This is a genomic window from Thermomicrobiales bacterium, assembly GCA_041390825.1.
Classification (GTDB): Bacteria; Chloroflexota; Chloroflexia; order Thermomicrobiales; family UBA6265; genus JAMLHN01.
On the sequence record JAWKPF010000053.1, the window covers coordinates 1 to 18,894 of the forward strand.

An 18,894-nucleotide genomic window follows, 5' to 3' on the forward strand; every position below is an offset into this window, starting at 1 on the left:
CTGGTCGTGGCCTTCACGTACTTCTACACGATGGTCGTCTTCTATCAGCAGAAGATCCCGGAAACCCTTCAGCGGCAGGGCGCATTCGTGCCAGGCATCCGTCCGGGCAAGAACACCGCGGTTTACCTTCAGCAGGTTCTTCAGCGGATCACGCTCGTCGGCGCGCTCTTCCTGGGTGTGGTCGCCGTCATGCCGTACATCGCCTCGCAGATCACCGGTATCCAGACGCTGCTGATCAGCGCCACGTCGATCCTGATCGTCGTTGGTGTGGCGATCGACACCATGCGCCAGCTGGAAGCGCAACTGATGATGCGCAACTACGAAGGCTTCATTCAATAGGTCGGTTCGCGGCGCCCTGGAGACGTTTCCGGGGCGCCGCGCGGACTGATCGGGAAAACGGATCACTCGCATGAACATCATCATGATCGGACCCCAGGGCTCGGGCAAAGGCACGCAAGCCGATCTGCTCGGTCCCAAGATCGGGGCGGTCAAGCTCTCGACCGGCGACCTGTTTCGCGCGCACATCGCCGACGAGACGCCACTCGGTCTCAAGGTGAAAGAAATCCTGGCCGCCGGGCACCTGGTCTCCGATGACATCACACTGGCAATGGTCGCAGAACGGCTCGACACGATTGCCGCCAATCGGGTAAGCGGGGTTATCTTCGATGGCTTTCCTCGCACCGAGGCCCAGGCAGAAGGGTTGGACGAACTGCTGCGTGAACGTGGCCAGGAGATCGATCATGTGATCGAGCTGGCAGTTCCCGAATCGGTTCTGATCGAGCGCATGAGCGGTCGCCGTGTCTGCACATCGTGCGGAGCCAGCTACAACCTCGCGTTCCAGTCCACAAAGGTGCCCGGAGTGTGCGACAAGTGCGGGGGAGAGCTCGTGCAGCGTCCTGACGACATGCCGGAGGCCATTCACAAGCGGCTCCAGCTCTACAGCGAAATGACCAAGCCCCTGCTCGACTTCTATGGGAAGCGCGGCCTGGTCGCTACGATCGACGGAAACAAGGATGTCGAAACTGTTCAGCAGGCGATCGTCGATGCCATTGCGGCGTCCACGGTCGATCAAACGGCCTGATCCTGCCATGGCCATCACGATCAAGAACGAGAAAGAGATCGAGCTCATGCGGCAGGCGGGTCACATCGTTGGCCTGGCCCATGCCGCCGTGCAGCCGGCCATCGTTCCTGGCGTGACCACCAAGGAACTCGACGATATCGTCCGAGAGGTGATCGAGACGAACGGCGCCAAGCCTACCTTTCTCGGTCATCTCGGTTTTACCGGCAGCATCTGCGCGTCTGTCAATGAAGAGATCGTGCACGGAATCCCTGGAAAAAAAGCGCTGCGCGATGGCGACATCATCTCTATCGATATTGGCGCCACCTACCAGGGGTATATTGGCGACTCTGCCTGGACTTATCCCGTCGGAACGATCGACAGTGAGTCCGAACGTCTGCTCGATGTCACCGAGGAATCGTTGTATGTCGGCATCGAGCAGGCCGTTGCCGGCAATCGCCTTGGCGATATCGGCAGCGCCATCGAACGCTACATCCTGAGCAACGGCTTCGGCATGGTCCGTGAGTACGGAGGTCACGGGGTTGGCCGCCAGATGTGGGAAGAGCCGCACGTGGCCAACCACGGCAAGGCTGGCACAGGTGTCGTGCTGCGAGCGGGCATGACCATCGCCATCGAGCCGATGGTCAATGTCGGAGGCGACGAAACGCTTCAGCTGGATGATGGCTGGACGGTCATCACGCGTGATAGGACCCGTTCAGCGCATTTCGAACACACGATTCTCATTCAGAACGGCCCGGCGGAAATTCTGACGAAACGGGTGGCCGTTGTGGTATGATTGTCTGTCTTGCGCACGCGCCACGCGTGCGCTCTTGGTGCGTCTGGGCTGTTTGACATCGCACTTCGAGGACGGACTGCCCGGCCCCGAGCGAGACACGAGAAGGTTGGTTTGATCGATGAAAGTTGCAGCATCTGTTAAGCGACGGTGCGACAAATGCAAGGTGATTCGGCGGCACGGAATCATCCGTGTGATCTGCTCGAATCCCAAGCACAAGCAACGTCAGGGCTAGTCGCTCAGCACGAGCGTTAGAGGAACGAGCGATATGGCGAGAATTTCCGGAGTCGACCTTCCGCGCGAGAAGCGTGTCGAAGCAGCGCTTCCCTACATTTACGGCATTGGCTTGCACACGAGCCAGGTCCTGCTCGAGCGCACCGGGATCAATCCGGACACCCGCGTGCGCGATCTGACCGATGAAGAGGTCAATCGCCTGCGCGAGATCATCGACAAGGAATACCGCGTCGAGGGCGATCTTCGTCGAGAGGTCTCGCTCAACATCAAGCGCTTGATGGACATCGGGTGCTACCGCGGACTGCGACATCGCCGCGGCATGCCCGTGCGCGGTCAACGCACCCGCACCAATGCGCGCACCCGCCGCGGTCCGAAGCGCGGTATCGGTATCCGCAACAAGAAGTAGTTCGCGCGGGCCTGTGGGGCCCCGCGTTATTGAGATCGATCTGGTAGAGGAGAAACGACAACAATGTCTGAGCGTCGACGATCGGGAGGGTCCGCCAAGGGCAAGACGCGCATTCGGCGTCGAGACCGCAAGAATATCCCTCGCGGCAAGGGCTTCATTCGGGCCACCTTCAACAATACGATCGTGACGCTGACCGATCCGGCCGGCAATGTGATCGCTTGGTCGAGTGCCGGTTCGAACGGCTTCAAGGGCTCGCGCAAGAGCACTCCGTATGCCGCCCAGGTGACCGCCGAGCAGGCTGCCCGCAAGGCGATGGAGCATGGCCTGCGCCAGGTCGATGTCTACGTCAAGGGCCCCGGCTCCGGCCGCGAGATGGCTATTCGCGCATTGCAGGCCGCGGGCGTTCAGGTTGTGTCGATCACCGATACTACTCCGATTCCGCACAATGGTTGCCGTCCTCCCAAGCGGCGTCGCGTCTAGGAAGGGTCGTCAAGAGGAATGGCTCGTTATACAGGACCAGTTTGCCGGCTGTGCCGGCGCGAGGGCGTCAAGCTCTACTTGAAGGGCGCGCGCTGCGATGGGCCGAAGTGCCCCATCACTATGAAGCAGCCGGCGCGCAATTTCCCGCCGGGTCAACATGGCCAGCGCCGAACCCGGCGCCCGTCGGAGTACGGCCATCAGCTTCGTGAGAAGCAGAAGGTTCGCCGCTATTACGGGGTGCTCGAAACGCAGTTTCGCAAGATCTATGCCGAGGCCGAGCGCCGCGGTGGTGTGACCGGTGACAACCTGCTGCAGCTTCTCGAGTCGCGGTTGGACAACACCGTCTTCCGCATGGGTTTCGCTGATTCGCGACAGCAGGCTCGCCAGCTCGTGCGCCACGGTCACTTCACGGTCAACGGCCGCAAGACCGATATTCCGTCGTACCAGGTGCGCGCCGGCGATGTCATCTCCGTCAAGGGCGAAAGCCGGGGCAAGGAATACTTTGTGACCGCTACGGATTTGCTGCAGAGCAAGCAGGCTCCGGAGTGGCTCTCGGTCAATCCGACCGAGCTCAGCGGCCGCGTCATTGCGCTGCCGACTCGGGACCAAATGGAAATCCCGCAATTCAACGAAGCGCTCATCGTCGAGTACTACAGCCGCTAATGCACTTCTCGCCCTTGCGACCGCACAGCCGCAAGGGCGACTCATGACGCTCGTGAGCGTTCTCATTATTTGCAAGGAGGCAGTTCCCATTGTTGGAGCGACCTGGATTTACGATTGAAACAGTTACCGAGGGCGAGAATTACGGACGCTATCGCGTCGAGCCCCTCGAACCCGGATACGGCACCACCCTTGGGAACGCGCTGCGCCGGATTCTCCTTCGGTCGCTCGAAGGGGTCGCGATCTCGCGCGTCCGCATCGACGGCGTCTGGCACGAGTTCTCGACTGTCAAGGACGTGCGCGAGGATGTGACCGAACTGGTGCTGAACCTCAAGAAGGTTCGCCTCCGCCGCGTCATGGACATCAATGGCGACGTTCGCGCGCACCTTTACGTGCGTGGTGATGGATCTGGCGACAAGGTCGTGACCGCCGGTGATGTGGCGTGGCCGACCGAAGTCGACGTGATCAATCCGGATCAGGCGATTGCGACCCTGACCGCTCCGGATGCAGTGCTGGACGTCGATTTGTGGGTGAACCGCGGCCGGGGGTATCGCGAAGCCGAGACGCAGGAAACGTTTGCGCTGGGCGAGATTCCCATCGACGCGATCTATACCCCGATTCAGAAGGTCAACTACGTCGTCGAGCACACACGCGTTGGTCAGCAGACCGACTACGACAGCCTGATCCTCGAGATCTTGACCGATGGCACCATCGAACCGAACGATGCGCTTGCCGAGGCTGCCCAAATTCTGGTCGAGCACGCCAAGGTCTTTGCTGATTTCAACCGCGCGCCATCGGCGGCCGAAACCGCGTCTGGTCCGTCGATTCCGGAAGAGGTGCAGAACACGCGCCTCACCGATCTCGGCCTCTCGCCACGCGTCACGAACGCGCTGCGCAGCCGTGGCATCGAGACCGTTGGTCATGTGCTTTCCATCGACGCCGATACGCTGATGTCGATCCGCAACTTCGGTCCCCGCTCGCTCAACGAGCTGCGTGACAAGTTGATCGAGTACGGCTACTGGCCGGAGGATGCGCAGATCGGCGGTGTCGGCGCCGAAGTGGTTGGCGACGACGAAGATATCGACGATATGGCAGCTGCTCTGCGCGCGCTCCAGGAGCGCGGAATCGGCGGCGATCTGGACGACGAGGAATAGTTCGATGCGACACCGAAAGGCTGGCCGAAAGCTCGGCCGCAACCCATCACAGCGCCAGGCGCTCTTTCGCCAGCTTGCGATCTCGATGATTCTCCATGAGCGGATCACGACGACCGAGGCAAAGGCGAAAGATCTTCGCCCGGTGATCGAGAAGCTGGTGACCATCGCGCGCGAGGATTCGAGCGCGAATCGCCATCTGATCATGAGCAAGATCGACAACCCGCTTGCGACGACCAAGCTTTTCGAGGTCATCGCGCCGCGGTATGAGTCCACCAACGGCGGGTACACCCGCATCTCGAAGCTGGAGCCTCGTCGCGGCGATGCTGCGAAGATGGCGCTGATCGAGTTTGTCGAATAGAACGCGTTTCGGCGAACCGGCTGCCGGGATCATCCGCTTGCGGGTGAGCTACGACGGCCGGGGATTCGTCGGGTCGCAGCGTCAGGCGAGCGCTCGAACCGTTCAGGGAGAACTGGAACGCGCGCTCGAGGAGATTGCCGGCAAGGCCATCCCAATTCATCTTGCAGGCCGCACCGATCGCGGCGTGCATGCCGCCGGGCAGGTGGCCAGTTGCTCCCGTGAGGGTGTTCGGATCGATATCCGGCAACTGCCCAAAGCGATGAACGCCCATCTCGGGACCGACATCGCGGTTCAGGAGGCGCGACTGGAGCCAATGGGGTTCCACGCGCGCTATTCAGCCACCTGGCGCGAATACCGGTACCGTCTGTGGACCGGTACCCGCCAACCGAACGCGGATGGGTACGTGTGGGTTTTCCCACAACGGCTCGACCTCGCTCGATTGGCGGACGCGGCAAACCGTATCGTCGGCGAGCACGACTTTGCGGCGTTCGCATCGGGGGGCGAAGGTGTCCCTTGGTCGAGCCGCAAGGATCGCCAGCACGGATCGACTCGCATCGTGCGACTATGCACCGTGCAGGAGATCGAGAACTGGTGGGGCGCCACCCGACATGACGGGACGCTGATCGAGTTCCGCATCGTGGCAAATGGGTTCCTGCCACGGATGGTTCGTGGAATCGTGGGAACCCTGGTCGAAATCGGGCGCGGCGCGCGCCAGCCGGACCTCGTCGACGAGCTTTTCGTCGCCAGGGACCGGCGCAAAGCGCCAAAGAATGTCCCGGCCGAAGGGTTGACACTCTGGGCCGTGGGATATGGAAACGAGCAGCCGGAAGCCGTGCGGAACCGGCCGAATGGCCGGCAACGAGCCGGGGAGTCAGGATAGAGAGATGGAACGCAAAACCTGGTCGCCGCGCGCGAAGGACGTTCAGCACGATTGGTACGTGGTCGATGCGGAGGGCAAGACCCTGGGCCGCCTCGCCACGGTCATCGCCAGCACCTTGCGCGGCAAGAACAAGCCCACGTTCGCCCCTCACATGGACATGGGCGATTACGTCATCGTTATCAATGCCGACAAGATCGCTGTCACCGGCAACAAGGAGAACGAGAAGCTCTACAGCCGCCACTCTGGCTATCCTGGCGGTCTCACCCAGGTCTCGCTGCGCGACATGCGCCAGCAGCATCCGGAACGCATCATCAAGTTCGCGGTGAAGGGCATGCTCCCGAAGAATGCGCTCGGTGAGGAGCAGCTGAAGAAGCTGAAGGTCTACACCGGCGCGTCGCATCCGCACGAAGCCCAGCAGCCGAAGGAACTGGCCGTCTAGGCCGGTAGGGGAGTATTCACATGGTCGACACCAAACAGCGTTATCTCTACGGAACTGGTCGTCGGAAGGCGGCAGTCGCTCGCGTCCGCATGTATCCCGGCAGTGGTTCCATTCAGGTCAACGGCAGGGAGATGACCGACTACTTCGGTGGCCGCGGACTCCTGCACGTCACCGTTCTCCAGCCACTCGAGTTGACTCAAACCACCAATTCCTATGATGTGGTGGTCAAGGTCGTTGGCGGCGGCACCTCCGGCCAGGCTGGCGCGGTCCGCCATGGCATCGCGCGCGCGCTGGCCAAGTCCGATGATGAATTGCGTGGTCCACTCAAGCGGGCAGGCCTGCTCACTCGCGACGCACGCGTGAAGGAGCGCAAGAAGGTCGGACTCAAGCGAGCCCGCAAGGCGCCTCAGTACACCAAGCGGTAACCTGGCGCCGCACACAGCACAGATACACAGACGGCGGCGCTTCGTTGCGCCGCCGTTCTTCGTTTCATGGACCGAAGAGCCGTGAGATCGGTCCACGATGTCGAGCGCATCGGTGCGCCAGAGGACAGGAATGGGTCGCGATCGACCTATTCGAATTCGACCGGGGCGGATAGCTCCGTCGTGAACTCTCCACTCGACGAGATGCGTGAGAACTTCCGGTTCACACGCCCTGTAGCGTCGCGGCAGAATGCTTCGATCGTCCGTTCGTTGCGCCAATGCCACCACGGCACCGGAGTTACCAGACTGATCATTCCGTCGAACCCCAGCTCAGCGCATGATGACAACGCGCGGTCGGTCAAGGAAGCCCGGAAACGGCCATCGAGCGTTGCAGCGGTGATGCCGATGCGAACCAAGCGGAGCGACGGCATCATTCGGTAGATCGATGCCTCGGCTTCCCACAACCAGTCGACATCTTTGCTGAGATCCAGCGCGATATCGACATCCCATTCCGACGCCTGCATCCGCAGACCGGCAATCTGGCTCAGATGCGCGCGCACCCCGCTGGGGTGGTACGGCCGCACCGCCACTGCCACTCGGCAGTGATCTCCCCAGAGCTGTCGCAGCCGGATCGCGGTTCCCACCTGATTGGCCAGATCCTCGCGCGATCGTCGCTCCGGGCGGTCGATGACAACAGTGGGATAGCTGCCACTCAGAATGCGCACTGGCCCCAACGCGTCACATGGCTCGGTGGCGAGCAGGGAGAATCGGCCGGCAGCCAGATCGAACGAATGCGCTCGGTCTCCTCGACTGGCACGGTCGTCCACCGCTGGAGCTTCGATCGCAACGACCCATACCCATCCAGATCGATCCCGCTCAGGGGCAGCCGCCCTCCGATGTCGAGATAAGCACTCCCGGGAAGAATCGGGCTGCTCGCTGTCGAGAGTAGGAATTGTGGTGTCGAGAGATAGGTCATCGGAGTTCGCGCTGCTCAAAGAGATCGGATACGAACTTGATGTCGAAGTGTCGTTCCGATGATACCACCGGGTGATGCCGACACCGATCACGATTACGACATTACGGCATCCAGGATGGCCTGCTCTACGGCGACCTCGGCGGCCAGAGAAAGCGCCATTGTCGTCATGAGATCGCAGGAACCGCTTCGCAATCCGCATGCGAACACCGCGTCCCCATCCAGCGGTGTGTGGCAAGGGCGAATCACGCGGGCCATTCCGTCATGTGCCGCGATCGTCATCCGCTCCAGGGTCCGATGGTCGACGACGGCATCTGTCACCACCACCCCGATCGTGGTCGACTCGCGCCCTTCTCCTGGCAGCGGAGCCTGCAGAAGCGATGCGCGGACATCCTCGAGCGTGTCTGGGGTGATGACTTCTCCCGCCGAGTTGACCACCATGTATGCCGACACCGAACCGGCTGCGCATGTCACCGTCGCGGCCCCGAACCCGCCGCGGACCGGACCCTTGCGTGGATGGATCGTGCCTGTGCGCGCGCCCGTGCCTGCGCCCACCTGACCACGCTGGGCTGTCGTTGGATCCACGGCGTTCAGGCAGGCGGAGTAGCCATCGTCCGGACGAGGGGAGATGGGCTTCCCGACTGACAGATCGAAGATGATCGCAGCCGGCACGATCGGCACCGGTCCAGCCGGTGTCGGGAATCCGCGTTGCTGCTCCTGCAGGTAGCGCATGACCCCATCCGCCGCGCTCAGTCCCGGAGCGCTTCCCCCGGAGAGCAGGATCGCGTCAACTGCGCGCACTGACGCGCTCGGCCGCAGCAGGTCGGTCTCGCGCGTGCCGGGCGCTCCACCTCTCGCTTCGAACGAGGCCGACACGAGCCGATCGAACAGAATGACGGTGCAGCCGGTCAGAGCATCGAGGTCGGTCCAGTGGCCGATCGCGTACTCGCAAGTTCGCTCATGTCGTCTCGATCTCCATCCCGGGCCAGCCAATCTCCACAGGTCCGGCATATGCGCTCATGGCGGAGCTCAGGAGCTTGTCGGCGCCCAGCTCATCCCAGACATGCGTGAGAACGAGCCGGCCTGCCTGGCACATTTCAGCCAGCCTCCCCGCTTCTTGCGCGGTGAGGTGGTCTCGTTCCATTGGTGAAACGTCGCTCTCCAGCAGTGTCGCCTCGCAAATGAGCGCCGATACCCCGCGCAGGAACGCCGCCAGGTTGGTCACCGGACCGGTATCGGACGTTATCCCTATTGCTGCGTCCGATCCGGAACGCGCCACACGCATGGCCCAGGCCGGCATCGCGTGCTGCGTTGGCGCGAAATCGATCGCAATCGAACCGATTTGCAGCGAGTCGATCGGATTGTATTCGTGTGTTTCGTAGACCTGGTCGAAGAAGAGCGGAGAATGGTGATCCAGATCGAGCGGGGCAGCCAGACTGTCCAGAATGGCTGCCCCTCCTGGTGGCAGCCAGAGCGGAATTCGGCCATCGAATGGTTCTGGGGCGTAGCGATACGCTCCTCGCAGAGTCACCAGATCCAGGATGTGGTCGAGATGCATATGAGAGATGACGATTCCGTCGACAAGGCGGACATCGATGTGGCGTTTCAGCTCCGGAATCGTGCCGGGACCACAATCGATCAGAAGCCTGGTGTCTTCAGAGCGAATCAGATAGCTCGAGCACCCCGAGCCTGCATTCGTTCCGGCGGCCGCGCTGCCCAGAATGGTGAGTTTCATCAAGCCTCCTGAACAAGCTCGAGCACCGTATCCAGATGCGCGCAGTCGTTGGCAGACGAGACTATCGGTCGACCATCGATCACATCGACGAGTGAGATAGAGCAGTTTCGAACGCCATGCGTGCGCCACGCATTGATTGGCGCGCCCGTGACGTAACGCAGGTAACCTCCGATGACTGCGCCGTGCGCGACAACTGCAACGGTCTTGCGCGCATGCGCGTGCGCAATCTCGGCAAACGCCTTCTGGGTACGAGAATAGAACTCCTGCATGTGATCACCGTTGGGCCAGCGCAGACTCGTGTTGTGCGGATCGAGCATCAACTTCGCGATCTGCGGGTGCTCGGTTTCCAGGTGTTCGACCGTCGAGCCTTCCAAATCGCCAAAGCTGACCTCACGCAAATCGTGGGCTTCCTCGATGTCGAGTCCAGTGAGGGCGGCGATCGGACTTGCGGTTGCGCGAGCTCGCGTCATTGGGCTCGAAACGAGCGCGTCGATGGCCATCTCGGTCGCGATCCTCTGCGCAACCAGCTGCGCCTGGCGCTCCCCCACAGGGTCGAGCGGAAGATCGGTCGATCCGCACAGGACGCGTGAGAAGTTCGCCGACGTTTGGCCGTGGCGAACAAGTACAAGACGGGTCGTCACCGGCATATCAGGATTCCATCTGCGAGATCGACTGCTGGTAGTACGCGCAGAGATCGGACAGGACGCAGAGCGAGCATTTCGGGGAGCGTGCAACACATATCTCGCGTCCGTGCCGAATCAGATCGACGTGAAACGCGTACATGGTTTGTCCATCCGCGGGAAGGCATTCCTCCAGCACATCCTGGATGCCGGCCGCGGTCCTCGCTCCACTTGTCATGCCGATGCGCTTGCTCACGCGCTCGATGTGCGTGTCCACCGGTTGGGCGGGCATACCGAGCGCGAACAACAGTACGCACGACGCCGTCTTGTCTCCAACTCCTCGTATCGACGTCAATCGCCTTCTGGCGTCGGCAACCGGCAGTGTCGAGAGCGCTTGCAAATCTGTGGAATCCAGGTCGCGCAATGCGGTCTGGATTGTCGTTGCCTTCTGGTTCGACAACCCGGCGAGATGGATCGATTCGGCAATCTCATCGAGTGGGGCAGTGGCAACATCGGACCAGGTTGGGAAACGCGCCCGAAGCTGCCGGTACGCGCGGTCCGAGCTCGCGTCAGCCGTGTGTTGCGACAAGATGGTCGACACCAGCTGCCCAATCGGATCGCCCGTCGGCTCGATCCGTGGCTCACCGTATTCCGCCTTCAATCGACGCCACACGTCGTCGATCTTGTTGCATGACTCTGCGGCTGCTGCTGCCGTCCTCATGGAGTGATTGTACGGGAGACCGCAGCCGTCGCTCCTTCTAACCCGGCGAAGTTGTTCCACTCTGCCAATTCCAACCCCCCCTTTGTCCCCGGACCCCGGACCCCGGACCCTGGACCCTGGACCCCGAGCCAGTCACCCGTTTCCGTCATCGTTCGTTGCACATTCCGACCGCTCCCCGTATCCTTACAACTCAGGATGCAGCGGGAGCCTCCCGCTTCCGCGCACATCGAGCAACGTCGCAAGTGGTTGCCGCGTCCCGGTCGTCGATCGCACCGAGAGGCGGTTTTTTGTGCGCACGGAAACCCTAGTGTCCAAACTACCAGGATCGATAGCTATTCGAAATGGAAGGGTGGTCGACGCCGCATCTGGCTTCGACGGACAAGCCGATCTCCTGCTGCAGAACGGGCGCATTTCCCACGTAGGCGATGTGCCTGCCAACGCTGGCGATTCGGAAATCGACGCTTCAGGCCTGGTCGTTACTCCCGGACTTATCGATATGCATGTCCACCTGCGGCAACCCGGCTTCGACAACAAGGAAACGATCGCAACGGGCACAGCTGCGGCCGCGGCCGGCGGGTTCTCGACCGTCTGTTGCATGCCGAATACTCGCCCGACGCTGGACTCGACTGACTCGATTGCCCTCCTCGACGACTTGATCGCGGCGGAGGCTATCGTGCATGTGCATCCAATTTCCGCGATCTCGGTTGGCCGTCTGGGGGTGAAGGCAGTCGATTACCCGGCGGTTGTCGCCGCCGGAGCCATCGGTTTTTCTGACGATGGCGACAGCTGTGACGACCCCGAAATCATGATTGCGGCGCTGGAAGCCAGCAAGTCGCTTGATCGCCCGGTCATGGTTCACTGCGAAGACAAGTCGCTCATGGGCGGGTCCATGCATGAGGGCGACGTATCAGCGCGACTCGGACTCAAGGGTCTTCCAGCGCGCGCAGAGGAAAATCTCCTCGCCCGCGACCTCGACCTTGCCGCGAAGACAGGCGGCTGGCTCTATGTGCTGCATGTCAGCACCGGGGCCGGTATCGAAATGATTCGCCAGGCAAAGGCGAGTGGCGTCAACGTCACAGCAGAGGCAATGCCCCACCATTTGCTCATGACCGATGAATGGGTTGCCGGAGATCGGACGTTCGTGAACGTCGACGAGCCGGCAGGAAGCCCGGCCGAACCGGCACATCCCAACACCAAGGTCAACCCGCCGCTGCGGCCCCGGCGCGATACAGAGCTTCTTCTTGCTGCCATCGAGGACGGCACGTTCGATATCGTCGCCACCGATCACGCGCCACACGCCGACACCGACAAGGCGCCCGGCGAATTTGAGACTGCGGCGTTTGGACTCAGCGGGCTCGAGTTCGGTCTCCCGATGATGCTCGCGCTCGTCCGCGCGGGGCATATCAGCTATCTCGACCTTGTTCGGCTGATGAGCTACAACCCGGCGCAGGTGCTGCGTAGCGATCGAGGGCGCCTGATCCCGGGAGCCCCGGCAGACATCACGATCTTCGATCCGGATGAGACCTGGATTGTCGAGGCGTCCAGCCTTCGTACGCGAAGCGCCAACACGCCCTTGCTTGGCATGACCCTTTGTGGCCGAAACCGATTTACGATTGTCGATGGAGAATTGCGTTTTGCCGCCTGACACCGGAATGAACGGAACCCGCTTTACGCCCGCCTGGGACGCCGCGCTTGCCCTGGCGGATGGGACGATCTTCCGTGGACGTGGCTTTGGCGCCGATTTCGACGCTGACGGTGAAGTCGTATTTACGACTTCGATGACCGGTTATCAGGAAGTCTGCACCGATCCCTCGTTCGCTGGTCAGATCGTGTGCATGACGTTTCCGCTCATCGGTAACTACGGAGTCAATCAGGCCGACGCCGAATCGCGCCAACCATGGATATCGGGTCTCATCGTCAGGGAACTCTGCAATCTGCCCAGCAATTGGCGCTCAGAGGGAACGCTCGACGCCTACTTGCGCGACAACCAGATTCCGGGCATCTCGGGCATCGACACTCGTGCCCTTACCCGCCACATTCGCACGAGCGGCGACATCCGTGGCGTCCTCGTTCGCAAGATGCAAGGTGTGACGGACGAGGAGCTCGTCGAGCGGGCGAAGGTCGCCCGGCTGCCCGGTGAATGGGACGTTGTCGGTCTCGTAGGCCACGATGGACTGCAGCGTTTTGGCGCCGGCGACGGGCCGCACATCGTTATCGTCGATTGCGGGGTCAAGTTCAACATCGTGCAATCGCTTGTCGACCGCGGCGCCGTCGTGTCTGTCGTGCCCTACGGCACTCCATTCGCGGATATCGAAGCGCTGAGACCCGATGGCGTCGTCGTTTCGCCTGGTCCGGGAGATCCCAAGAACCTCGATAGTGGTCTCGATGTCGTTCGCGCCACGCTCGACGCTGATGTTCCCTATTTTGGTATCTGTCTCGGGCACCAACTGCTTGCGCGCGCTATCGGCGCGGATACCGGCAAGCTCAAGTTCGGCCACCGTGGAGGCAATCATCCGGTGCAGGACGTGCGTTCTGGCCAGGTTTCGATCACCGCGCAGAATCATGGATTCTACGTGGACGGTTCGACGCTCCCGACTGGCAAGGATTGGGAAGTTGCGCTCGTCAATCTCAACGACCGCAGCGTCGAGGGCCTTCGCCATGCGTCCTTGCCGATCATCTCGGTGCAGTTCCATCCCGAAGCGTCGCCTGGCCCATGGGACAGCGGCAATCTCTTCGACGACTTTCTCGATATGGTGAGGGCAAGGAAAGCAGCGTGAGCAATCAAATTCGCAGCGTCCTCGTCCTCGGCTCGGGGCCCATCGTCATCGGGCAGGCGGCGGAGTTCGACTACGCGGGAACTCAGGCATGTCGCGCTCTGCGGGAAGAGGGGATTCGCACCATCCTCGTCAATTCCAATCCCGCCACGATCATGACTGATGAAGACGTCGCCGATGCGGTCTACATCGAACCGCTCAAGCCCGAAGTCATCCGTCGCATCATCCAGCGGGAGCGGCCCGATGGACTGCTCCCGACGCTCGGCGGTCAAACCGGACTCAATCTGGCGGTGGAAGTCGCTGAGCTCGGGATCCTCGACCGCTATGGCGTGAAACTGCTGGGCACCCAGCTGTCGGCCATCAAGCGCGCCGAAGATCGTGCTCTGTTCAAGGCAATGCTGGAGGAAATCGGAGAGCCCGCGGTCGAGAGCGCCATCGTTCATTCGATCGAGGAAGCGCGCGAGTTTGCGGATCGAGTCCCGCTCCCGCTCGTCATTCGCCCAGCCTTCACCCTGGGTGGCACTGGTGGCGGTGTGGCCACCACGCCGGACGAGCTCAATCGCATAGTGGCAAGCGGTCTCAATGCCAGCCCGATTCATCAGATCCTGCTGGAGCGCGATCTCACCGGCTGGAAAGAAATCGAATACGAGGTCATGCGGGACAGCCGCGACACCTGCATCACGATCTGCAATATGGAGAACTTCGACCCCATGGGCGTCCATACGGGCGACTCAATCGTCGTTGCGCCCTCGCAGACCCTCTCCGACTACGAGTACCAGATGCTCCGTTCTTCGGCGCTCAAGATCATCCGCGCGCTCGAGATCGAAGGCGGTTGCAACATTCAGTACGCCCTGGATCCGGATTCGTTTGCGTATTCGGTGATCGAGGTCAACCCGCGTGTCAGCCGATCCTCCGCGCTTGCCTCGAAAGCGACGGGGTATCCCATTGCGCGGCTCGCAGCCAAGATCGCTATCGGCAAGACGCTCGATGAACTCCGTAATGCGGTTACGCAGAAGACCACGGCCGCATTCGAACCGGCGCTCGACTATGCAGTCGTGAAGATTCCGCGTTGGCCGTTCGACAAGTTCGTGCGCGCCGACCGCACCATCAGCACGCAAATGAAGGCAACCGGCGAGGTGATGGCCGTCGACCGGTCATTCGAAGGCGCGCTGCAGAAAGCGGTTCGCTCGCTCGAAGGGCAAGCCAAGGACCTCGCCTGGGTCGACGCGCGATGGACTCCGGAACAGACCGAGGCATTGATTCGGAAGCCGAACGATCTGCGCCTCTGGGCGATCATGTCAGCGTTGCGATCCGGCGTCACCGTCGAAACGATCCATGTCTGGTCGAAGATCGACGAATGGTTCCTCGACAAACTGTTCGGACTTGTCGAGATCGAACAGGCCATCGCGGCCTCGGAGGGCGATCTCGATCCGGAGCTGCTGTGGGCCGCCAAGCGCGCGGGTTTCAGCGATCGTCAGATTGCCACGCTGCTCGGTACGACCGAGACCGATGTGCGCGACTATCGTGTCGGACTCGGCATGACTCCGGTCTACAAGATGGTCGACACGTGCGCCGGCGAGTTCGAAGCCTCGACGCCATACTTCTACTCGACGTACGAGTTCGAAGACGAAGCCGCACCCATCGAGGGTGAGCGCGCGCTGGTTGTCGGTTCAGGTCCGATTCGCATCGGACAGGGAATCGAATTCGACTATTGCTCGGTCCATGCAGCGCGCGCGCTGCACGATGCCGGTGTGGCGTCGATCATGATCAACTCCAATCCCGAGACGGTCTCGACCGATTTCGATGCCTCCGACCGGCTCTATTTCGAACCGCTCGATGCCGAAAGTGTCGACGCGGTCATCAAGCACGAACGTCCCGACGGAGAAGGTGCTGGTCCGCCAGTCATCGTGCAGTTTGGCGGTCAGACCGCCATCAATCTTGCCGAACCGCTCACCGACCGCGGCGCTGAGATTCTGGGTTCCTCCCAGGACTCGATCGACCTCGCCGAGGATCGCTATCGATTCGAAGCCTTCCTGCGAGAGCTCGGCATCCCGCAACCGAACGGGGCCGCGGTCACGACCCTGGCTGACGCCGAGGCAGTCGCCGATCGAATAGGCTATCCAGTGCTGGTGCGCCCCTCCTATGTTCTCGGCGGACGGGCGATGGAAGTCGTCTACAGTTCCGAGCAGCTCTCCCGCTACATCCGCAACGCGACGACGATGACCGTCGATCGCCCTGTTCTGGTGGACAAGTACCTGCTCGGCAAAGAGGTCGAAGTCGATGCGATTTGCGACGGAACCGACGTCCTCATTCCCGGCATCATGGAGCACATCGAACGCGCCGGCGTGCATTCTGGTGACTCCTTCGCGGTCTACCCTGGCATCCGGCTCTTCCCGGCAGAGATCGAAACCATCGTCGACTACACCACGCGCATCGCCCTGGCTATAGGCGCTCGAGGTTTGATCAATATTCAATACGTCATCCATAGCGGACGACTCTACGTGCTCGAGGTCAACCCTCGCTCCTCCCGAACAGTGCCGTTCATGAGCAAGGTCACTGGCGTACCGATGGTGCGTTTGGCCACCAATATCATGCTCGGCAAGACGCTGAAGGATCAGGGCTTTGCCGGTGGTCTCTGGCCGCGACAACCGCTGGTTGCGGTCAAAGCGCCAGTGTTTTCGATGGCCAAGCTCCGCGGCGTCGAAGTCAACCTCGGACCAGAAATGAAGTCGACCGGCGAGGTGATGGGCGTCGATCGGAACTTTGACTCGGCGTTCTATAAGGCGCTCATTGCCGCTGGGCTGTCGCTTCCTCCGCGCGGATCGATCCTCATCTCCCTCGCCGATGAAGACAAGGCCGATTCGCTCGAAATGATCAACTCATTGGTCCGCCAGGGATACAAGCTCTACGCCACCGAAGGGACCGCGGCGATGATCGAGCGGGCCGGAATGCCGGTTCAAATGGTGACCAAGCGCATCGGGCGTGGCAAACCGGATGTGGTCGATGTCATCCTGCTTGGCATTGTCGACGGGGTGATCAACACGCCTGGTCCAGCCGACAAGGAGTTCCTCGACGGGCTCGAGATTCGGCGAGCCGCGGTCGAACGTGGCGTGCCGTGCATCACATCGATCGATACTGCCCGCGCCATGGTAGCCTCGATGGAACGCGCAACTGAGGTCTATACCGTTCAACCCATCACGGCGTATCGTGAGACAGGCACCGGTTACTAGACCGGGTGTGATCGACAATCGGGAGGGTGGAGCATGGTCCAGAAGGTCATGTATGGGATGCTCGCGCTGGTGCCCATCACACTCGCGCTCGAGTTTCTCGATATCGGCAGCCATTCGCTGATCTTCGTCCTGAGCGCGCTTAGCCTGATCCCTCTTGCAGGTGTGTTGGGAACCGCGACCGAAGAAACCGCCATCTACACCGGTCCGAAGATCGGTTCGCTGCTGAATGCCACGTTGGGCAACCTTGCCGAACTCATTATTGCGGTCGCCGCCTTGCGTGAAGGCCTCGAAAGTGTCGTGCGGGCCAGCATCGCTGGTTCGATCATCGGGAACATCCTGATCGTGCTCGGCGCATCATTGCTCCTGGGCGGACTGAAGAACGGGATTCAGTCGTTCGATCCGCGCGAAGCGTCCACAAACGCCACCATGATGACCCTGGCGGTCATTTCGCTCGTCGTTCCCGGCCTCTTCTATCTGACCAATGCGGATGGTGTCACGCTCGATCGGCACGACGCCGAACGGTTGAGCGATGGCGTCGCCCTCATCATGCTGGTCATCTACGCGGCTTATCTCTACTTTACGCTTTTCGACAAGCGTTCCCAGAAGCCGCACAAGGAGCACATCGAAAAAGCCACGATGTCGCTCAAGGTTGCGATTGGGTTGCTGGTTGCCGCCACGCTGGCGGTCGTTGTGATGAGCGAGATCCTGGTTGGCGTGTTGGAGCCAACGGCTGAATCCTGGGGGCTGAGCGAAGTCTTCATCGGGCTCATCGTCGTCCCGCTGGTCGGCAATGTCGCGGAGCATCTTGTGGCCGTGAAGGCCGCCTGGAACAATGACATGGATCTGAGCCTGGGTATCGCGCTCGGATCGGGGTTGCAGGTGGCCCTGTTTGTGGCGCCAGTCCTGGTGCTCATCGGTGAGGTCATCGATAAGCCGATCCCGATGGTCTTCAACACATGGGAACTCATTGCGCTCATCGCGGCGGTCTTGCTCGCCGTAGCGATCTCGCAGGATGGCGAATCGAACTGGCTGGAAGGCGCGCAGCTCATTGCGGTCTATCTCATTCTGGGCACCGCCTTTTACTTTGCAGGATAGGAGTCGATGACGGTCGATCTGGAACAGCTTTTCGTCGATGCCGGCGCCCTCAAGCAGGGGCATTTTCTCCTTGCCTCTGGTCGGCATAGCGACCGCTATCTCGAGAAGTTCGATCTGCTGCGCAATCCTGGAGCAACATCCCTGGTCCTCGAACCGCTCGCGGAGCAACTTCGCGCGTGGGACATCGATGTGATCGTTGGCCCAACAACCGGCGGAATCCTGCTCGCCTTCGAGTTGGCCCGGCAGCTTGGACTGCCGGCGGCGTACGCTGAGCGAAGTGGCGAAGGACTCTCCGGGCGGGAAATCAAGCGAAGCACCGTCTTCACACCCGGTGCTCGTGTGTTCGTGATCGATGACATTCTGACTACTGGAGGATCAGTGGCAGAGACCCTTAACGCGCTGAAGGGTCATCCGGTCGAAGTCGTTGGGATAGCAGTACTTGCCGATCGCAGTGGCGGATCGGTCAGGTTTGGCGAGCTTCCCCTCTTGCCATTGCTCACACTTAACATCGAAAGCTGGGCCGCCGAGGAGTGCCCGCTTTGTGCGGCAGGTGCAGCGTTGGTGAAACCCGGATCGACTTCGGTTACGTAGCCGATCGATCGCTCGTGTCGCTGGCGTGGTCGATGCGCGCCCGGAGCGCCTCGCGCTGCAGGAGCAGATCGTCCAGACGCTGCTCGATCTGCTGCAGCGTTTCAGGTCTGGGGCGCGCCACGTACTCGTCCCGCAGTTCGATGAGCATTTGGGACAACCGGCCGATGGTTCGCACGGTGTGCACCGGGTCGTCTTCTCTGGACGGAACCGAATAGCCGGACATGTTTGCTCCTTGGCGCAGGCGCGCTAGGTGTTGTTCACCATGGAGAGCA

At 61.4% G+C, this 18,894-nt stretch carries 23 protein-coding genes; 17 read left to right on the plus strand and 6 right to left on the minus strand.

The features are described 5' to 3' along the window. From R2855_18930 to rpsI, 12 genes are all read left to right on the plus strand, one after another. The coding region (locus R2855_18930; GenBank protein MEZ4533075.1) for a preprotein translocase subunit SecY at positions 1-339 on the plus strand (339 nt) is incomplete at its 5' end. Positions 340-409: 70 nt separating this feature from the next. Next, a complete protein-coding gene (locus R2855_18935; protein MEZ4533076.1) occupies positions 410-1,081 on the plus strand; it encodes an adenylate kinase in 672 nt (223 codons plus the stop codon). A gap of 7 nt (positions 1,082-1,088) precedes the next feature. Next, positions 1,089-1,853: a type I methionyl aminopeptidase gene (map, locus tag R2855_18940; GenBank protein MEZ4533077.1), complete on the plus strand. Its 765-nt coding sequence runs from the start codon at positions 1,089-1,091 to the stop codon at positions 1,851-1,853. Between the two features lie 118 nt (positions 1,854-1,971). Further along, positions 1,972-2,085, plus strand: a complete 114-nt coding sequence (gene rpmJ, locus R2855_18945; protein ID MEZ4533078.1) for a 50S ribosomal protein L36 — start codon at positions 1,972-1,974, stop codon at positions 2,083-2,085. Between the two features lie 33 nt (positions 2,086-2,118). After that, on the plus strand, positions 2,119-2,490 hold the full coding sequence (gene rpsM, locus R2855_18950) for a 30S ribosomal protein S13 (GenBank protein MEZ4533079.1): 372 nt from the start codon (positions 2,119-2,121) through the stop codon (positions 2,488-2,490). A 63-nt stretch (positions 2,491-2,553) separates the two neighbouring features. After that, positions 2,554-2,970, plus strand: a complete 417-nt coding sequence (rpsK, locus tag R2855_18955) for a 30S ribosomal protein S11 (GenBank protein ID MEZ4533080.1) — start codon at positions 2,554-2,556, stop codon at positions 2,968-2,970. Between the two features lie 18 nt (positions 2,971-2,988). Beyond that, positions 2,989-3,633, plus strand: a complete 645-nt coding sequence (gene rpsD, locus R2855_18960) for a 30S ribosomal protein S4 (protein MEZ4533081.1) — start codon at positions 2,989-2,991, stop codon at positions 3,631-3,633. A gap of 89 nt (positions 3,634-3,722) precedes the next feature. Beyond that, positions 3,723-4,784: a DNA-directed RNA polymerase subunit alpha gene (locus tag R2855_18965; GenBank protein MEZ4533082.1), complete on the plus strand. Its 1,062-nt coding sequence runs from the start codon at positions 3,723-3,725 to the stop codon at positions 4,782-4,784. A gap of 4 nt (positions 4,785-4,788) precedes the next feature. Further along, the gene (gene rplQ / locus R2855_18970) at positions 4,789-5,142 is read left to right on the plus strand and encodes a 50S ribosomal protein L17 (protein ID MEZ4533083.1); all 354 of its coding nucleotides are present in this window, start codon (positions 4,789-4,791) and stop codon (positions 5,140-5,142) included. After that, on the plus strand, positions 5,132-6,022 hold the full coding sequence (gene truA, locus R2855_18975) for a tRNA pseudouridine(38-40) synthase TruA (protein ID MEZ4533084.1): 891 nt from the start codon (positions 5,132-5,134) through the stop codon (positions 6,020-6,022). The genes rplQ and truA overlap by 11 nt, the downstream gene beginning before the upstream one ends. Positions 6,023-6,026: 4 nt before the next feature. Continuing rightward, positions 6,027-6,461, plus strand: coding sequence for a 50S ribosomal protein L13 (gene rplM / locus R2855_18980; GenBank protein ID MEZ4533085.1), 435 nt, complete (start codon positions 6,027-6,029; stop codon positions 6,459-6,461). Between the two features lie 20 nt (positions 6,462-6,481). Further along, on the plus strand, positions 6,482-6,886 hold the full coding sequence (gene rpsI / locus R2855_18985) for a 30S ribosomal protein S9 (GenBank protein MEZ4533086.1): 405 nt from the start codon (positions 6,482-6,484) through the stop codon (positions 6,884-6,886). Positions 6,887-7,032: 146 nt separating this feature from the next. Here rpsI and R2855_18990 read toward each other — a convergent pair whose 3' ends face one another. The 5 genes from R2855_18990 to nth form a co-directional block, all read right to left on the minus strand. Beyond that, a complete protein-coding gene (locus R2855_18990; GenBank protein ID MEZ4533087.1) occupies positions 7,033-7,710 on the minus strand; it encodes a hypothetical protein in 678 nt (225 codons plus the stop codon). Between the two features lie 242 nt (positions 7,711-7,952). Further along, on the minus strand, positions 7,953-8,867 hold the full coding sequence (locus R2855_18995) for a P1 family peptidase (protein MEZ4533088.1): 915 nt from the start codon (positions 8,865-8,867) through the stop codon (positions 7,953-7,955). Further along, the gene (locus R2855_19000; GenBank protein MEZ4533089.1) at positions 8,815-9,591 is read right to left on the minus strand and encodes an MBL fold metallo-hydrolase; all 777 of its coding nucleotides are present in this window, start codon (positions 9,589-9,591) and stop codon (positions 8,815-8,817) included. Before R2855_19000 ends, R2855_18995 begins: the two co-directional genes overlap by 53 nt. Then, positions 9,591-10,238, minus strand: coding sequence for a histidine phosphatase family protein (locus R2855_19005; protein MEZ4533090.1), 648 nt, complete (start codon positions 10,236-10,238; stop codon positions 9,591-9,593). The genes R2855_19000 and R2855_19005 overlap by 1 nt, the downstream gene beginning before the upstream one ends. Before the next feature lies 1 nt (position 10,239). Further along, entirely contained in the window at positions 10,240-10,884 is a 645-nt protein-coding gene (gene nth, locus R2855_19010) for an endonuclease III (protein ID MEZ4533091.1), read from the minus strand. Positions 10,885-11,239: 355 nt separating this feature from the next. Here nth and R2855_19015 point away from each other — a divergent pair, with 355 nt between their 5' ends. The 5 genes from R2855_19015 to pyrE are packed head-to-tail and all read left to right on the plus strand — an operon-like array spanning position 11,240 to position 18,622. Then, complete coding sequence (locus R2855_19015; protein MEZ4533092.1) at positions 11,240-12,577, plus strand: dihydroorotase; 1,338 nt, start codon at positions 11,240-11,242, stop codon at positions 12,575-12,577. Beyond that, entirely contained in the window at positions 12,552-13,709 is a 1,158-nt protein-coding gene (carA, locus tag R2855_19020; GenBank protein ID MEZ4533093.1) for a glutamine-hydrolyzing carbamoyl-phosphate synthase small subunit, read from the plus strand. The genes R2855_19015 and carA overlap by 26 nt, the downstream gene beginning before the upstream one ends. Continuing rightward, complete coding sequence (gene carB, locus R2855_19025) at positions 13,706-16,936, plus strand: carbamoyl-phosphate synthase large subunit (GenBank protein MEZ4533094.1); 3,231 nt, start codon at positions 13,706-13,708, stop codon at positions 16,934-16,936. Before carA ends, carB begins: the two co-directional genes overlap by 4 nt. Before the next feature lie 33 nt (positions 16,937-16,969). Continuing rightward, the gene (gene cax / locus R2855_19030; protein ID MEZ4533095.1) at positions 16,970-18,031 is read left to right on the plus strand and encodes a calcium/proton exchanger; all 1,062 of its coding nucleotides are present in this window, start codon (positions 16,970-16,972) and stop codon (positions 18,029-18,031) included. A gap of 6 nt (positions 18,032-18,037) precedes the next feature. Beyond that, a complete protein-coding gene (gene pyrE / locus R2855_19035; GenBank protein MEZ4533096.1) occupies positions 18,038-18,622 on the plus strand; it encodes an orotate phosphoribosyltransferase in 585 nt (194 codons plus the stop codon). Here the strand turns inward: pyrE and R2855_19040 are convergent. Continuing rightward, positions 18,615-18,845 carry a hypothetical protein gene (locus tag R2855_19040; protein MEZ4533097.1) on the minus strand — a complete coding sequence of 77 codons (231 nt, stop codon included), beginning with the start codon at positions 18,843-18,845 and terminating at the stop codon, positions 18,615-18,617. The genes pyrE and R2855_19040 overlap by 8 nt on opposite strands. Positions 18,846-18,894: the final 49 nt, after the last annotated feature.

Bases quoted from the DNA above. Each gene is read 5' to 3' on its own strand.
- R2855_18935 (MEZ4533076.1), top strand. From the start codon at position 410: ATGAACATCATCATGATCGGACCCCAGGGCTCGGGCAAAGGCACGCAA.
- map (MEZ4533077.1), top strand. From the start codon at position 1,089: ATGGCCATCACGATCAAGAACGAGAAAGAGATCGAGCTCATGCGGCAG.
- rpmJ (MEZ4533078.1), top strand. From the start codon at position 1,972: ATGAAAGTTGCAGCATCTGTTAAGCGACGGTGCGACAAATGCAAGGTG.
- rpsM (MEZ4533079.1), top strand. From the start codon at position 2,119: ATGGCGAGAATTTCCGGAGTCGACCTTCCGCGCGAGAAGCGTGTCGAA.
- rpsK (MEZ4533080.1), top strand. From the start codon at position 2,554: ATGTCTGAGCGTCGACGATCGGGAGGGTCCGCCAAGGGCAAGACGCGC.
- rpsD (MEZ4533081.1), top strand. From the start codon at position 2,989: ATGGCTCGTTATACAGGACCAGTTTGCCGGCTGTGCCGGCGCGAGGGC.
- rplQ (MEZ4533083.1), top strand. From the start codon at position 4,789: ATGCGACACCGAAAGGCTGGCCGAAAGCTCGGCCGCAACCCATCACAG.
- rplM (MEZ4533085.1), top strand. From the start codon at position 6,027: ATGGAACGCAAAACCTGGTCGCCGCGCGCGAAGGACGTTCAGCACGAT.
- rpsI (MEZ4533086.1), top strand. From the start codon at position 6,482: ATGGTCGACACCAAACAGCGTTATCTCTACGGAACTGGTCGTCGGAAG.
- R2855_18995 (MEZ4533088.1), bottom strand. From the start codon at position 8,867: ATGCCGGACCTGTGGAGATTGGCTGGCCCGGGATGGAGATCGAGACGA.
- R2855_19000 (MEZ4533089.1), bottom strand. From the start codon at position 9,591: ATGAAACTCACCATTCTGGGCAGCGCGGCCGCCGGAACGAATGCAGGC.
- R2855_19005 (MEZ4533090.1), bottom strand. From the start codon at position 10,238: ATGCCGGTGACGACCCGTCTTGTACTTGTTCGCCACGGCCAAACGTCG.
- carA (MEZ4533093.1), top strand. From the start codon at position 12,552: ATGGAGAATTGCGTTTTGCCGCCTGACACCGGAATGAACGGAACCCGC.
- cax (MEZ4533095.1), top strand. From the start codon at position 16,970: ATGGTCCAGAAGGTCATGTATGGGATGCTCGCGCTGGTGCCCATCACA.
- pyrE (MEZ4533096.1), top strand. From the start codon at position 18,038: ATGACGGTCGATCTGGAACAGCTTTTCGTCGATGCCGGCGCCCTCAAG.
- R2855_19040 (MEZ4533097.1), bottom strand. From the start codon at position 18,845: ATGTCCGGCTATTCGGTTCCGTCCAGAGAAGACGACCCGGTGCACACC.